This is a genomic window from Micromonospora sp. H33, from assembly GCF_052068455.1.
GTDB lineage: Bacteria > Actinomycetota > Actinomycetes > Mycobacteriales > Micromonosporaceae > Micromonospora.
On sequence record NZ_JBQHDE010000003.1, the window covers coordinates 410915 to 424970 of the forward strand.

The 14056-nt window shown below is 73.8% G+C and carries 15 protein-coding genes; 7 read left to right on the forward strand and 8 right to left on the reverse strand.

The window, feature by feature from the left end:
* Nucleotides 1–27 precede the first annotated feature (27 nt).
* The 7 genes from tsaE to ACTMS0_RS11175 all read left to right on the forward strand — a co-directional run bounded on the left by tsaE (nt 28) and on the right by ACTMS0_RS11175 (nt 4807).
* A complete protein-coding gene (tsaE, locus tag ACTMS0_RS11145; RefSeq protein ID WP_441155055.1) occupies nt 28–510 on the forward strand; it encodes a tRNA (adenosine(37)-N6)-threonylcarbamoyltransferase complex ATPase subunit type 1 TsaE in 483 nt (160 codons plus the stop codon).
* A gap of 114 nt (nt 511–624) precedes the next feature.
* Complete coding sequence (ung, locus tag ACTMS0_RS11150; protein ID WP_441155056.1) at nt 625–1326, forward strand: uracil-DNA glycosylase; 702 nt, start codon at nt 625–627, stop codon at nt 1324–1326.
* A gap of 106 nt (nt 1327–1432) precedes the next feature.
* Nucleotides 1433–2314, forward strand: a complete 882-nt coding sequence (locus tag ACTMS0_RS11155) for a maleylpyruvate isomerase family mycothiol-dependent enzyme (protein WP_441155057.1) — start codon at nt 1433–1435, stop codon at nt 2312–2314.
* A 46-nt stretch (nt 2315–2360) separates the two neighbouring features.
* Nucleotides 2361–3038, forward strand: a complete 678-nt coding sequence (gene tsaB / locus ACTMS0_RS11160; protein ID WP_441155058.1) for a tRNA (adenosine(37)-N6)-threonylcarbamoyltransferase complex dimerization subunit type 1 TsaB — start codon at nt 2361–2363, stop codon at nt 3036–3038.
* Nucleotides 3035–3499, forward strand: coding sequence for a ribosomal protein S18-alanine N-acetyltransferase (rimI, locus tag ACTMS0_RS11165; protein WP_441155059.1), 465 nt, complete (start codon nt 3035–3037; stop codon nt 3497–3499). Before tsaB ends, rimI begins: the two co-directional genes overlap by 4 nt.
* The gene (tsaD, locus tag ACTMS0_RS11170) at nt 3492–4538 is read left to right on the forward strand and encodes a tRNA (adenosine(37)-N6)-threonylcarbamoyltransferase complex transferase subunit TsaD (protein WP_441155060.1); all 1047 of its coding nucleotides are present in this window, start codon (nt 3492–3494) and stop codon (nt 4536–4538) included. Before rimI ends, tsaD begins: the two co-directional genes overlap by 8 nt.
* 14 nt (nt 4539–4552) lie before the next feature.
* Nucleotides 4553–4807: a hypothetical protein gene (locus ACTMS0_RS11175; RefSeq protein WP_441155061.1), complete on the forward strand. Its 255-nt coding sequence runs from the start codon at nt 4553–4555 to the stop codon at nt 4805–4807.
* 70 nt (nt 4808–4877) lie between these two features.
* Here ACTMS0_RS11175 and ACTMS0_RS11180 read toward each other — a convergent pair whose 3' ends face one another.
* From ACTMS0_RS11180 to ACTMS0_RS11215, 8 genes are all read right to left on the reverse strand, one after another.
* Nucleotides 4878–6545 carry a copper resistance CopC/CopD family protein gene (locus ACTMS0_RS11180; RefSeq protein WP_441155062.1) on the reverse strand — a complete coding sequence of 556 codons (1668 nt, stop codon included), beginning with the start codon at nt 6543–6545 and terminating at the stop codon, nt 4878–4880.
* A 21-nt stretch (nt 6546–6566) separates the two neighbouring features.
* Nucleotides 6567–7304, reverse strand: a complete 738-nt coding sequence (locus ACTMS0_RS11185; protein ID WP_441155063.1) for a DUF4142 domain-containing protein — start codon at nt 7302–7304, stop codon at nt 6567–6569.
* Nucleotides 7305–7428: 124 nt separating this feature from the next.
* The gene (locus tag ACTMS0_RS11190; RefSeq protein ID WP_441155064.1) at nt 7429–8610 is read right to left on the reverse strand and encodes an ROK family protein; all 1182 of its coding nucleotides are present in this window, start codon (nt 8608–8610) and stop codon (nt 7429–7431) included.
* A 28-nt stretch (nt 8611–8638) separates the two neighbouring features.
* Nucleotides 8639–9898 (reverse strand): sugar ABC transporter permease, encoded by a 1260-nt coding sequence (locus ACTMS0_RS11195; protein ID WP_441155065.1) that lies wholly within the window; start codon nt 9896–9898, stop codon nt 8639–8641.
* Nucleotides 9895–10704, reverse strand: coding sequence for an ATP-binding cassette domain-containing protein (locus ACTMS0_RS11200; RefSeq protein ID WP_441155066.1), 810 nt, complete (start codon nt 10702–10704; stop codon nt 9895–9897). The genes ACTMS0_RS11195 and ACTMS0_RS11200 overlap by 4 nt, the downstream gene beginning before the upstream one ends.
* Nucleotides 10705–10814: 110 nt before the next feature.
* On the reverse strand, nt 10815–11909 hold the full coding sequence (locus ACTMS0_RS11205; RefSeq protein ID WP_441155067.1) for a sugar ABC transporter substrate-binding protein: 1095 nt from the start codon (nt 11907–11909) through the stop codon (nt 10815–10817).
* Between the two features lie 228 nt (nt 11910–12137).
* Nucleotides 12138–12617 (reverse strand): Cys-tRNA(Pro) deacylase, encoded by a 480-nt coding sequence (gene ybaK / locus ACTMS0_RS11210; protein WP_441155068.1) that lies wholly within the window; start codon nt 12615–12617, stop codon nt 12138–12140.
* A gap of 136 nt (nt 12618–12753) precedes the next feature.
* Complete coding sequence (locus tag ACTMS0_RS11215) at nt 12754–14019, reverse strand: THUMP-like domain-containing protein (protein ID WP_441155069.1); 1266 nt, start codon at nt 14017–14019, stop codon at nt 12754–12756.
* Nucleotides 14020–14056: the final 37 nt, after the last annotated feature.

The window sequence follows — 14056 nt, forward strand, 5'->3', positions numbered from 1 at the left end:
CCCCGTGGTCGCGAACCGGGAGGAGCGGTGAGTGTGCGGGTCACGCTGCCGACCGTCGAGGACACGCACGCGTTCGGCCGCCGGCTGGCCGGCCTGCTGCGCGCGGGTGACCTGCTGCTGCTGACCGGCCCGCTCGGCGCCGGCAAGACCGCGCTCACCCAGGGCATCGGCGCCGGGCTCGGCGTACGGGGAGACGTCACCTCACCGACCTTCGTGATCGCCCGGGTGCACCGCCCCGATCCGGTCCTGGGCGGGCGGGTGGCGCTCGTGCACGCGGACGCGTACCGCCTCGGGGACGCGGCCGACCCGCGCGCTGAGATCGACGACCTGGACCTGGACGCCTCGGTGGACGAGTCGGTGACCGTGGTCGAGTGGGGGGAGGGGCTGGTCGAGCAGCTCGTCGACGCCCACCTGCGGGTCCGGATCGACCGCCGGGACGACGACACCCGGGTGGTCGACCTGGAGCCGGCCGGCGGCGACTGGGCGTCCCGGCTGGCCGCGCTGGCCTGAGCAGCGTGTCGGGAACTCGCGTGGGGTTTCCCGAACGTCGCTGAGCCCCATGGCAGGAGGTTGTCGGACCGGCGGCCTAGAGTGCCCGGGACCGACCCGACCGAAAGGCCGCCGATGCCCGACGACGCTCCCACCCTGGACCTGCTGGCGCTGCTGCCGGAGGAATGGCGCACGGTGCTCACCCCGCACCTCGACCCGGTCCGCACCGCCGCGCTCGCCGGGTTCGTCGCCCGGGAGTACGCCACGCAGACCGTCTTCCCGCCCGTCGAGGACCTGTTCTCGGCTTACCGGCTCTGCGCGCCGGCCGACTGCCGGGTGCTGATCCTCGGGCAGGACCCGTACCACCGGGTCGGGCAGGCGCACGGGTTGAGCTTCAGCGTCCGGGACGGGGTGGCCGTGCCGCCGTCGCTGCGCAACGTCTTCAAGGAGCTGGGTGAGGACCTGGGCGTGCCGAAGCCGGCCGGCGGCAACCTGAGCGGTTGGGCCGCACAGGGCGTGCTGCTGCTCAACGCGGTGCTGACCGTCCGCCAGGCCACCCCCGGTTCGCACGCGAACTCAGGCTGGGAGGAGTTCACCGACGCCACCATCCGCGCCCTCGACGCGATGGAGTCGCGGGTGGTGTTCCTGCTCTGGGGCGGCTATGCGCGCAAGAAGGCGGCCCTGGTCACCAACCCACGGCACCTGGTGCTGGAGGCCGGCCACCCCAGCCCGATGAACCCGCGCGGGTTCCTCGGCAGCCGCCCGTTCAGCGCCGCCAACAAGGCCCTCGCCGACGCCGGCCTGCCCACGATCGACTGGGAGCGCACCGCCGGCTGACGGCCGTCCGGACGAACGGGCCGGCACCGCCGGGCGCAGCACGCGCCCGGCGGTCGAAAGAGAGCAATCCTGCGGGTGACCGGTGCGTGGCCGTCCGAAGTAGCCTGTGCCCCCAGCGGTCGGTGAGCCGGAGGTGGCGATGGCGGCGGTCAGCGAGGAGCGGTGGCGGGCGGCGCGGACGGCACTGGCGGACTGGACCGACCGCTTCGTCGACCTGGTCCGCGATGCCCCGCCGGCGGCCATGGCAACCGCCCACTGGTCGGTCGCCGACACGGTCGCCCACGTGTACTCCCTCGCGTGGTACTACGTCTGCCTGGTGGACCCGGAGCATCCGCCGCTGCCGGTGCCCGGCCTGTCCGCGCGGCTGCCGGACACCACCGTCGACACCGTGGCGGACTTCAACGACGTGCTGCTGCGGCACCTGACCGAGCGGGAGCCGCAGCCCCTGCTCGACCGGTTGCAGGCCGACGTCAAGCAATTCCTGGCGAGCTGCGAGGGCCGGCGCCCCGACGAGACGGTGCCCTGGCTGGGTGGGGCCCGGGTCCCGCTCGCCGGGCTCTGCGCGCACCTGGTCAACGAGCTGCTCATCCACGGCCACGACGTCGCCCGCGCCGCCGGTCGGCCGTGGACGGTCCCCGGCCCCGACGCCGCGCTGTTCCTGGAGCTGTTCATGGCCGGGGTGGTCCGGCACGGCTACGGGCGGCTGATCGACGGCGGGGCGCCGCCGAGCGAGCGCCGGATCGTGGTCGAGTTCCGCTCGGCGTACGCGCCGCCGGTCCGGTTCCTCCTGCACCGGGGCCGGGTGTCGTTCGCCGATCCCGGCGTCCGGCCGGACGCCCGGATCGACCACGATCCCGGCACGCTCAATCTGATGATGTTCGGCCGGGTGAGCCGGGCCCGGGCGGTGCTCACGGGGAAGGTGCGGATCAGCGGCCGGCGCCCCTGGCTGCTGCCGGCCTTCCTGCGGAAGTTCCGCACGCCGAGTTGACCCGGGCCGCCGGGGACGACGACGGGGGCGACTAGGCTGGTTCACCGTGCTCGTACTGGTGGTGGACAGCTCGACGCCCGCGGTGACCGCCGCGCTGGTGGAGGTCTCGGCGGCCGGCGTCGAGACCCGGGCGCACCGCCGCACCGTGGACGCCCGCGCGCACGGTGAGCTGCTCGCCCCGCAGGTCGACGCGGTCCTCGCCGACGCCGGCGCACGCCCGGCCGACCTCGCCGCGATCGTCGCGGGTCTCGGCCCCGGCCCGTTCACCGGGCTGCGGGTGGGCCTGGTCACCGCCGCCACGATGGGGCAGGTGCTCGGCGTCCCCACGTACGGTGTCTGCTCGCTGGACGGGATCGGCCACCCGGCGGCCGCCGGCGAGCCGGTCCTGGCCGCGAGCGACGCGCGGCGCCGGGAGATCTACTGGGCGGTCTACGACGGCGCGGGCCAGCGGATCGTCGGCCCCGAGGTCTCCGCGCCGGCGGTGGCCGCCGAGCGTGCCCGGGGCCTGGCCGTCACCCTCGCGGTGGGCGACGGCGCGCACCGGTACGCGGAGACGCTGGCCCTGCCGGTCGGGGCCGAGCCCCGCTACCCGGAGGCGGCCGTGCTGGCGATGCTCGCGGCCGAGCGGATCCGGGCCGGCGCCCCCGGCGAGCCGCTCACCCCGCTCTACCTGCGGCGGCCGGACGCGGTCGCGGCGACCGCCCGCAAGCCGGTCCTACCGTGAGCGCGGTCCGGTTGGAGCGGTTCCGTTGGTGGCACATCGAGGAGGTGCTGCCGATCGAGGCGGACCTGTTCGGCGCCGAGCAGTGGTCCGCCGCGATGTTCTGGAACGAGTTGGCCAACGGGCACCACTACCTGGTCGCGACCGACGACGACGGCAGCGTGCTCGGCTACGCCGGGCTCACCGCCGCACCGCCGGACGAGGCGTGGGTGCAGAACATCGCCGTACGGCGGGAGGCGCAGCGCCGGGGCGTCGGGCGGCTGCTGCTGGAGGCGCTGCTGGCCGAGGCGGCACGGCTGCGCGTCCGCAGCACGTTGCTGGAGGTCGCTGCGGACAACGGGCCCGCCCAGAAGCTCTACGCGATGTACGGCTTCGAGGTGATCGGCGTACGGCGCGGCTACTACCAGCCGAGCAACACCGACGCGCTGGTCATGCAGCGGCACGAGGAGTGGAGCGATGGCTGACGAACCCCTGGTCCTCGGGATCGAGACCTCCTGCGACGAGACCGGGGTCGGCATCGTCCGCGGCCACACCCTGCTGGCCGACGCGCTCGCCAGCAGCGTCGAGCAGCACGCCCGGTTCGGCGGTGTGGTCCCCGAGGTGGCCAGCCGGGCCCACCTGGAGGCGATCGTGCCCACGATGGACCGGGCGCTGGCCGAGGCGGGCGTGACGCTCGCCGACGTCGACGCCATCGCGGTCACCGCCGGGCCCGGGCTGGCCGGCGCGCTGCTGGTCGGCGTCGCCGCCGCGAAGGGGTACGCGGTCGCCGCAGAGAAGCCGGTGTACGGCGTCAACCACCTCGCCGCGCACGTGGCCGTGGACACCCTGGAGCACGGGCCGCTGCCCGAGCCGGCGGTCGCCCTGCTGGTCTCCGGCGGGCACTCGTCCCTGCTGCTGGTCGACGACCTCGCGCGTGGGGTGACCTCGCTCGGCGCCACCATCGACGACGCGGCCGGCGAGGCCTTCGACAAGGTGGCCCGGCTGCTCGGCCTGCCCTTCCCCGGTGGCCCGTACGTCGACCGGGAGGCCCGGGCCGGTGACCCGGCCGCCATCGGGTTCCCGCGCGGGCTGACCGCCGCGAAGGACCTGGTGGCCCACCGTTACGACTTCTCGTTCTCCGGTTTGAAGACGGCGGTTGCGCGCTGGGTCGAGGCGCGGCAGCGGGCCGGTGAGCCGGTACCGGTGGCCGACGTGGCCGCGTCCTTCCAGGAGGCGGTCTGCGACGTGCTGGTCGGGAAGGCGCTCGACGCCTGCCGCACCAACGGGGTGGAGACCCTGGTGATCGGCGGGGGAGTGGCCGCCAACTCCCGGCTGCGGGCGATGGCCGAGGAGCGCGCCGCGAGGCAGGGCGTCCGGGTCCGGATGCCGCGGCCGAAGCTGTGCACCGACAACGGCGCGATGGTCGCCGCGCTCGGCTCGCACCTGGTCGCCTCGGGTGTCGCGCCGAGCCGGCTGGACCTGCCCGCCGACTCGGCGCTGCCGCTGACCACGGTCAGCGTGTGAGGGGAGGAGCCGACGTGATCGTCCGGATGTGGGAGGTGCGGGCCGAGCCGTACGGCGTGGCCGATCTGATCACGTGGTTGTGCGACACCGCCCTGCCCGACTTCGACCACGACCCGTTGCACCTGTCCAGCGAGGTGTTCTCGTCCACGGACCACCGCGTGGTGGTGATCTCCAAGTGGCGCGGCAGCCCCCGGCCGCTGCCCGACCCGCCGGTGACGCTGGTCGCCCGCCCGCCGCACTCCTGGGACTTCACACAGGTCGACCGCTGACCCCGTTCGCGCCGGAGCCGCGGCGGTCCGGCGGCCCCGGCGAAGCCGGCCGCCGAGCCGCCACCGGTGGTCACCGGACGGGCACCGTGGCGGTCACGGTGGACTGGTCGATGTCGGAGACCCGTGCGGTGATCCGCACGGTCCACTCGCCGGGTACGGGGAAACGGATCTCCGCGCTGGCGTGGTGCGGCTCCGGTGTGTCGACCGGTACGGGGATCGGCTCGACGCCCGCGGCCGGGAGCGCGGCGGTGACCGTCCACTCGACGACCGGCAGCGGCTTCGCGGCGGGGGTGTAGACGTAGGCGTGCAGGCTGTTCAGTGTGCCGGCCTGTGCGGGGTACACGTCGAACTGCACGGTGAGCAGGTCGGTGTCGAGGGACTGCGCGACGCCCTCCCGCGCGACCCGGGCCGCCTCCGTGCCGGCGTTGCGGCCCGGCGGAGTCTGCACGAGTACCGCGGTGAGGGCGAGCACCACCGCGGTCGCCGCGAGTTCGACGCCGGCGGCGCGGGCGACCCGGCGGGGGCGACCGGCGGCGACCCGCCGCCGGACGAGGCGCCGCTGTCCGGCGGCCACGGCGAGGACCGCGGCCAGCAGTGCGGCCTTCGCGCACAGCAGCCGACCGTACGCGCTGCCCAGCAGCGCCGACGGCCGGCCGAGCTCGATCGCGGCCTGGCCCAGGCCGGCGATGACGAGCCAGCACACCGCGAGGGTGGCGCACCTCGACCAGGCCGGCAGGATCCGGGCGAGGACCCGGGGGTGGGTCCGGCGCAGCAGGAACGCCGTGAGGGTGAGCAGCCCGCCCAGCCAGACGGTCACCGCGGCGAGGTGGATGGTGACCAGGGCGATGCTCACCGGTGGCAGGGGAGCGGCGACCGGGTGCCCGGCCAGCGGCCAGGTCGCCACCGCGGCCAGCCCCACCGCCGCCAGCATCCCGGCGCGCGGACGGCCGGCGGTCCCGCGGACGACGGCGGGCAGCAGCGCGGCGGCGACCCCGATCAGTGCCAGCCGTACGGCGTACACCACCGCCACCCCGCCGGTGCCGACGGCTTCGAGGTCCCGGAGGGACAACTTCGCCACCGGTACGCCGACCGCCTCGGCGGCCTGCCCGACCCAGGTGGCGGCCGTGGCCGCCGCGACCAGCCCGAGCCCGGCCCACGACACGACGAGGGCACCGCGTCGGGAGAGCCGGCGGGGCCACATCGTGACCGCCAGCAGCGGTGGACCGACCGCCGCGACCAGGCCCAGGTATCCGAGGTACTTGGCCGCCGGCACCAGCAGGCTCCCGGGTGACGCATCCTCCTGCCCCGGCTGGGGCGGGGCCGTGGAGGGGGCTCCGGCGGAGTAGGTGAAGCTGCCGGCGACCGGGTGGCTGTCCGCCGAGATGACCCGGTAGCTGACCAGGTAGGTGCCGAGCGGCCGGTCGGGGACCCGGACGCGGATGCGCAGCGTCGCTCCGCGTACCTCCGGTTCGTCGAGGCTGATCCGCCGGCCGTCCGGGGCGAGCACCTGCACCCGGCCGGGGATCGGTGCCACCGGCTCGCTGAAGGTGACCATCACCTCCCGGGGCGCGTAGCCGACGACCTCGTCGCGCTGCGGTGTCGTGGCGACCACGACGGCGTGCGCGGCCGCCGGGCTCGCCGGGATCACGGTGAGGCACAGGCAGGCCAGGACGAGCCCGAGGAGAATCCCCGCCCGGGTACGTCCGGGCGGGGATTCGGTGCGTTTCTTCGTCCGCATGGGCGGCGGTGTGGGCGGGCGTCAGGTGCGTCGGAGCATCCGCCAGGTGGCGACGCCGCCGGTGCCGAGGGCGGCGAGGAAGACCAGCCAGACCAGAGCGCTGCTGACCCCGAGCTGCGGCGGGGTGTTGGCCGACGCGGCGGCGAGCAGACCGTCCTCGCCGGGGGCGGGCAGCGCGGCCGGCGGCAGCTCCGCCCACCGGACCAGCCCGGTGCTCTCCAGCATGGTCATGTGGTTGTTGACGAACGTGTTGGTCGCCTCGGCGAGTTCCCGGATGACCGGGTTGCGGGTGCTGGCGCGCACGGCCGCCACGACCGGGAAGATCTTGCCGTGCGCGACCCGGAGCCGGGTGACGAAGATCTGGTCGAACCGCGCGCCCCGCGCGTTCTGCATCTCACCCAGCCACCCCTTCTGCTCCGCGGTCGGCTCGGTGGGGATGATCGCGCCCAGCTTGTTCGCCGCCGCGACGGTCAGCCGGTCGAGCTCCTCGTGCTGCTTGGCGATCTCCGCGCCGATCTCCCGCACGACGGGCGACTGCCCCTTCTCGGCGGCCATCTGGCCGGCGGGCATCTCCCACAGCCCGGCCAGCCGTACGCCGTCGAGCAGTGCGGCGTCGGCGGCGTTGAGCTGTTGGCCGGCCGGCGCGGCGAGGGCGGCGCCGGGCAGCACCCCGAGCCCGGCGGCGATCGCGATGAGCAGGACCGCCAGGCGACGGGTCCGGTGGCCCTGCCGGCGACGGGCGGATCTGCGCGGTGCCATGTCTGCGGTGCCTCCTGGGTTCCGGGCCGGTGGGACGTCGGGGTCGGGCAGCCGCACCCCGCCGGCCGCCCGTCCGTCCTCAGGTACGGATTGAGCCGCGGATCAGTTCAGTGGGAATCGCGAATCAGCCGACGTCGAGCGGGTCGGCGAGGAGGCGTTCGAAGGCCAGTTCGGCGGCGCCGATCAGGGGGGCGTCGGCACCGAGCTTCGGGGTCCGCAGTCGGACGTGCTCCAGGCAGGCCGGCAGTGCGATCGAGTTGAGCCGGCTGCGGACCTGGGCCGCCGCGGCCAGGTAGAGGTCACGCATGGTGCCGCCGAAGATGACCATTTCCGGGTTGAAGATGTTGACCAGGTTGGCCACGCCGAAGCCGAGCCAGTCGCCGGCCTGTCGTACCGCCGTCTGGGCGCGGGCGTCCCCCCGGTCGGCGGCGTCGAAGACGGCCAGCAACGCCTCGCGGCCGCGCGCGTCCGAGCGGCCGGCCGCGCGCAGCAGGCCGTGCTCGCCGATCTCGGTCTCCCAGCAGCCGCGGGACCCGCACTCGCAGCGGGCGCCGTCGCGGACCACGACCATGTGCCCGACCTCGCCGCTGTAGCCGCCGTGCCCGGTCAGCCGCCGTCCGCCGGCGATGATGCCGGCGCCCACGCCGACGTCCCCGTACAGGTAGATGACGTTGTCGCAGCCCTCGGCCGCCCCGCGGGCGTGCTCGGCGAAGGCGGCCACGTCGGCGACGTTGCCCACGGTGACCGGCACGTCGAGGCCCAGTTCGGCGCCGATCGCCGTGCCGATCGGCTCGTCCACCCAGCCCGTCGTGGGGCCGAGCCGCACCAGGCCGTCGTCGCGGCGGACCATCCCGCAGACGGCGACGCCCGCGCCCACGCAGATCCCGTCGGCGGGGACCACCTGCTGCATCTCCTTGACCGCCCCGGCCAGCAGCGGCGCGGCCTCCGCGGCGGTGAGGCCGCGCGGCCGGTCCAGCTCCCGGCGGTCGAGCACCGCGCCGCCGAGACCGATCCGCGCGGCCCGCAGCCGGTCCACCTCGATGGAGTACGCGTACGCGTGCACCCGGGCCGACTCGGGCCGGACGACCAGCGACGGTCGTCCGGCCCGGCCGGTCTCCTTCGGCGCCCCCTCGCTCACCAGTCCGGCCGCGGCGAGGTCGGTGGTGAGTGCGCCGATGGTGCTGCGGTTCAACCCGAGCGCGGTGGTCAGCTCCGCCCGCGACGTCGCCCCGTGCAGGTGGACGTGCCGCAGCAGCGCCCCGAGGTTCTGCCGGCGGATCTCGTCCTGGCTCGGTCCTACGCGCATCGCGGTGTGCTACTCCGGTGAAGCGAGGTCAACGGGTGCCGGTCGCGGCGGACCGGCGGCGGGACAGCGCGTCCACACCGGCCGCGAGCAGCAGAACCGCGCCGGTGAAGACGTACTTCAGACCGGAGCTGAGGTTGAGCAGGCCCATGCCGTTGATGATGACCGCGACCACGGCGCCACCGAGCACCGCGTTGATCATGCGACCCTTGCCGCCGAAGAGGCTCGTACCACCGATCACCGCCGCGCCGACCGCGTAGAGCAGCACGTTGCTGCCACCGGTGTTCGGGTCGACCGACCTGTCCCGGCTGGCCGCGATGATGCCGCCGACCGCCGCCATCGTCGAGCAGATGACGAACGCGGAGATCCGGATGCGGTCGACGTTGATGCCGGCCCGCCGGGCGGCCTCGCGGTTGCCGCCGACCGCGTACAGGTGCCGGCCGTACGCGGTGCGGTTGAGCACGAACGTCCAGCCGATCAGGAGCGCGGCCAGGATCGGGACCACGATGGGCATGCCCTTGTTGGAGCTGATCAGCGGGTTGATGCTGCGCTCCTGGTTGAGCACGTACACGGCGAAGCCGAGGATGAGCGCGAGCACCGCGATCCGGCCGAAGACCACCATGATGGGCTCGGTGACCAGGCCACGGGCGGTGCGGTTGCGGTGGCGCAGCAGCTGCGCGGCGGCGTACCCGGCGACCGCGACCGCGAAGAGCGCCCAGCCGATCAGCGGCGGCACCCACCGGTTCTCGATCGCGATGATCACCTCGTCGCCGATCGAGATGTTGGTGCCCTCCTTCATCAGCAGCAGCACCACGCCCTGGAAGGCGAGGAAGCCGGCGAGGGTGACCACGAAGGACGGGATGCCGACCTTCGCCACCAGGAAGCCGAGCGTCAGGCCGATGACCAGGCCGGTGGCGAGCGCGGCGAGCACCGCGACGTACCACGGGTAGCCCAGCACGGTCACCACGTTGGCGAGGATGGCCGCGCAGACGCCGCTGGCGAAGCCGGCGGAGAGGTCGATCTCGCCGAGCAGCAGGACGAAGATCAGGCCCATCGCGATGGCGGTGACCGCCGCACCCTGGGTGAACAGGTTGGCGAAGTTGCCGGCGGAGAAGAAGACCGGCCGCACGATCGCGAAGACGACGCAGAGGACGACCAGGCCGATGACGGCCGGCAGCGAGCCGAGGTCACCGCCGCGGACCCGGGCCAGGTAGTTGCGGACGTGGCTGGCGACGGTGGGTGCCGGGGTGACGGCCGCCGGCCCCTCCTCGCGTACTGCGGTGGTGGTCATCGGACGGCTCCCGGGGTGGTGGCGGGCTGCCCGCCGTTGTCGTGCTGCCCGTTGCCGAGGCCGAGGCCGCCGGACCGGCCGGCGGTGATCAGCTCGACGATCTGGGCGTGGGTGATGTCGGTGGTCTTCACCTGCGCGACCATCTGGCCGAGGTAGAGCGCGGCGATCCGGTCGGAGACGGCGAAGACGTCGTTCATGTTGTGCGAGATGAGCACCACGGCCAGGCCGTTGTCGGCCAGGCGGCGGACCAGTTCGAGCACCTGCGCGGTCTGCGCGACGCCGAGCGCGGCGGTGGGCTCGTCGAGGATGACCACCCTGCTGTTCCAGAGCACCGCCTTGGCGATCGCCACGGTCTGGCGCTGGCCGCCGGAGAGGCTGGAGACGTGCTGGCGCAGCGACTTCACGGTGCGGACGGACAGCCCGGCGAGCGTCTCGGCGGCCATCTGCTCCATGGTCGGCTCGTCCAGCACGATGCCGCTGCGCTTCTCCCGGCCGAGGAACATGTTCTGCACGATGTCGAGGTTGTCGCAGAGCGCGAGGTCCTGGTAGACGACCTCGATGCCGAGCGCGGCGGCGTCGCGCGGGCTGTGGATGGTCACCGGCCGGCCGTCGAAGAGGACCTCCCCGGCGTCGGTCGGATAAATGCCGGCGATGCACTTGACCAGCGTGGACTTGCCGGCGCCGTTGTCGCCGACCAGCGCGGTCACCTCGCCGGGGTGGGCGGTGAAGGCGACGTCGCGCAGGACCTGGACGGGACCGAAGCTCTTGTCGATCCCGCGTAGCTCCAGCAGGGGGGTCGCGGACACGGGGTTCTCCTTACGGCTCAAGGGAAGGTCTCTTCAGCCCGTCGGTAGTGGCGGCGCGCCGCCCGGCACGGGGGGTGGCCCGTGCCGGGCGGCGCTCACCACGGCGGGGTTCAGCTGATGCCGGCGTCGGCGCAGAGCTTGGCGTACGCCCCGGTGCAGACCTCGTCCTTGGTCACGAAGCCGTCGGCGATGACGTCCTTGACGTTCTCCTTGTAGATCAGCTTCGGGGTGAGCAGCACGGCCGCGACGTCACGGCCGCTCTCCGGGTCCTTGACGGTCTGGCCGGTCTCCTTGCGCTCGCCCTTGGCCAGCGCGATGGCGAGGTCGGCGGCCGCCTTGGCCTCCTCCTTGATCGCCTTGTAGACCGTCATGCACTGGTCACCGGCGAGGATGTTCTGCAGGCCCTGCGGGGTCGCGTCCTGGCCGGTCACCGGGACCTTGCCGTTGAGCTTGTTCTTCTTCAGGACGGAGATCGCCGCGTTGCCGAGGCCGTCGTTCGCGGCCAGCACGCCGTTGATCTTGCCCTTGGTCTGGGTCAGCATCTGCTCGAAGATGACGCCCGCCTGGGCGTTGTCCCAGTCCGGCACGGCCTGGTCCGGGCCCTTGGTGAACTCGCCGGCGTCGAACTTCGGCTTGAGGATCGAGTCGTACCCGTTCTTGAACAGGGTGGCGTTGTTGTCGGTCGGGGAGCCGTTCAGGTACGCCACGACCGGCTTCTGCACGCCCGCGTCGGTGAGGCACTTGGCCAGGCCCTCGCCCTGCAGCTTGCCGACGGCCTCGTTGTCGAAGCTGACGTAGTACTCGGCCGAGCCGCCGAGGGTCAGCCGGTCGTAGTCGATGGTGGCGACGCCCTGGGACTTCGCCTTCTCCAGCACGGCCTTGCCGGTGCCCGAGTCCAGGTTGACGATCATCAGGGCGGTCGCGCCGTTGGTGATCATCTGGTCGGCGATGGTGGAGAACTGCGACTTGTCGCCCTGGGCGTTCTGGATGTCGTACTGGACGCCGGCGGCCTTGAAGGCCTCCTCCAGGAACTTGCGGTCCGCGCCCTCCCAGCGGGCGGAGGACTTGCTGTCCGGAAGGATCACGCCGATCTTCGGAGTCTTCTGGCCGCCGGCCTGGTCGCCGCCGGAATTGTCACCACAGGCCGCCATGCTGCCGGTGGCCAGGAGGCCCGCGGCGGCGACGGCGAGGAAGCCCTTGCGCATGTGCAGGGTCCTTTCGGAGGTGGGGGATGGTGGTTGTTTTGTTGTGCCCGGCAACGTATTCCGCGCTACGCCGCCCGCACAAGAGTGCTGAGGTCATGAGTTTGTTGTGGGCAGTAACAATTCGGCAACGCCAGCGACTCCCAGGCTTTACGCAGCGGCAAGCGCTCTCTGCTCGGACGAGCCGGGGCAAGCCGGATCAGCGGGGTGAGCCGGGTGAAACGGTCGGAATCAGGCGGAGGCGATGGGGGCGGTGGTGGCGTCGGTCAGGGTGGCGAGATCCTGCGGAGACAGCTCCAGCTGAAGGCCCCGACGGCCCGCCGAGACGTACACGGTGTCGTGACGCAGGGCCGTCTCGTCGAGCACGGTGGTCAGGCGGCGGCGCTGGCCGAGCGGGCTGATGCCGCCCCGCACGTACCCGGTGGCGCGCTCGGCCACCGCCCGGTCGGCCATCGCGGCCCGCTTGCCGCCCACCGCCGCGGCGAGGGCCTTCAGGTCCAGCTCGCCGGTCACCGGGACAACCGCGACGGTGAGCGCGCCGTCCACCTCGGTCACGAGCGACTTGAACACCCGCTCCGGGGACACGCCGAGCGCCGCCGCCACCAGCGCCCCGTAGTTCGGGGCGTCCGGCGAGACGTCGTACGGATGGGTGCGGTGCGCGACCTTCCGCTTCGCCAGCAGCGAGGTCGCCGGAGTCCCCTGTCCCGCCACGCCCGCCAACCTAGTGCCACCGGCCCCACCCGGCCACCCGGATTCGTCGGCCGCCCACGTCGGGTCCGTTGATCATGAGGTTAGCGGCGCGACACGCCGTTGTTACCGCCGCTAACCTCATGATCAACGGGTTGGGTCAGGCGGGTGGGACCGGGCGGGCGATCAGGACCGTGGGGGCTCCGGCTACCCGGGTCAGGAGCAGGCTGGCGGGCTCGTTGCCGGTGAGTTTCAGGTCGCGGCGGAGTTTTTCCGGTTCGAGGGCGGAGCCGCGCTTGAGGATCTCCACCCGGCCCACCCGGCGTTCGCGCAGCAACGCGCGCAGCCGCTTCAGCGAGAACGGCAGCACGTCGGTGACCTCCAGACAGCGGCCGAAGGGCGTCGGCGTGGGGGTCTCGGCGTACAGGTAGGCGATCGCCGGGTCGCCCAGGGTGGCGTCCAGCTCGCCGGCCAGTTCGGCGACGAGGTGCGCGCGGACCACGGCCGGGTCCGGGTCGTACACGTACCGCCGCACCGGACCGACCGGCGCCTCGACCGTGCCGGAACCAGTCAGCTCGTGGGCGACCGGCGCCTCGGCCCGGCCGGTGCCGGTCTGCCGGTGCGTGGCCACGGCCGGCCCCGCGTTCCCGGACGCGCCCGGTCCGCCCTTCTCCGTCAGGACGGTCGCGCGGCGGGGGACCGCCGCCAGCTCGCCGCACCAGAGGGCCGCCTCGACCAGGTCGCCGTCGACGCTGACCCATTCCGCCTCCGCGCCGGGCGGGATCAGGGCGTGGTCCAGGCCGGGCGCCACCTTCACCACCGTGCGCGGCACCCGCTCGGCCAGCCCCACCACGAAGTCCCAGGGCGGCGAGTAGGCGTTCGGGTCGAAGATCCGCCGCCCGGACCTCCGGCGCGCGGGGTCGCAGAAGACCCCGTCGACCCGGCTCACGTCGAACTCGGTCGCGTCCCCGCACTCCACGGTGAACCGATCGGCCAGCCCGGTCGCCTCGGCGTTCGCGGCGGCCATCGCGGCGGTGACCGGGTCGGCCTCCACCCCGTACACCCGGATGCCGGCCCGGGCGGCGGCGAGCGCGTCGGCGCCGAGACCGCACCCGAGGTCGGCCAGGGTGGTGACACCGGCGGCGCGGAGCCGGTCGGCGCGGCGCTGCGCCACCACGCCCCGGGTGGCCTGCTCCAGCCCGGCCCGGGTGAAGAACATCCGGGCCGCGATCGCGCCGAACTTGCCCACCGCCCGGCGCCGCAGCTCGGCCTGCGTGAGGGCCGCCGCCGCCAGCCCCGCGGGCACCCCGGTCGAGCGGAGCGCCGCCGCCGCGGCCAGCGGGTCACCGCCGGCCACCTCGGCCGCCGCCGCGAGCGCGGCCGACCCCTCGGGTGTACGCAGCTCCGCCAGCTGTTCCAGGTCCACCCGGCCATTCTTCCGGCCGTGCCCGGACCGTATTGCC

Bases quoted from the DNA above. Each gene is read 5' to 3' on its own strand.
- ACTMS0_RS11190 (WP_441155064.1), bottom strand. From the start codon at position 8,610: ATGCGCGTAGGACCGAGCCAGGACGAGATCCGCCGGCAGAACCTCGGG.
- ACTMS0_RS11195 (WP_441155065.1), bottom strand. From the start codon at position 9,898: ATGACCACCACCGCAGTACGCGAGGAGGGGCCGGCGGCCGTCACCCCG.
- ung (WP_441155056.1), top strand. From the start codon at position 625: ATGCCCGACGACGCTCCCACCCTGGACCTGCTGGCGCTGCTGCCGGAG.
- ACTMS0_RS11180 (WP_441155062.1), bottom strand. From the start codon at position 6,545: ATGCGGACGAAGAAACGCACCGAATCCCCGCCCGGACGTACCCGGGCG.
- ACTMS0_RS11205 (WP_441155067.1), bottom strand. From the start codon at position 11,909: ATGCGCAAGGGCTTCCTCGCCGTCGCCGCCGCGGGCCTCCTGGCCACC.
- ACTMS0_RS11185 (WP_441155063.1), bottom strand. From the start codon at position 7,304: ATGGCACCGCGCAGATCCGCCCGTCGCCGGCAGGGCCACCGGACCCGT.
- tsaD (WP_441155060.1), top strand. From the start codon at position 3,492: ATGGCTGACGAACCCCTGGTCCTCGGGATCGAGACCTCCTGCGACGAG.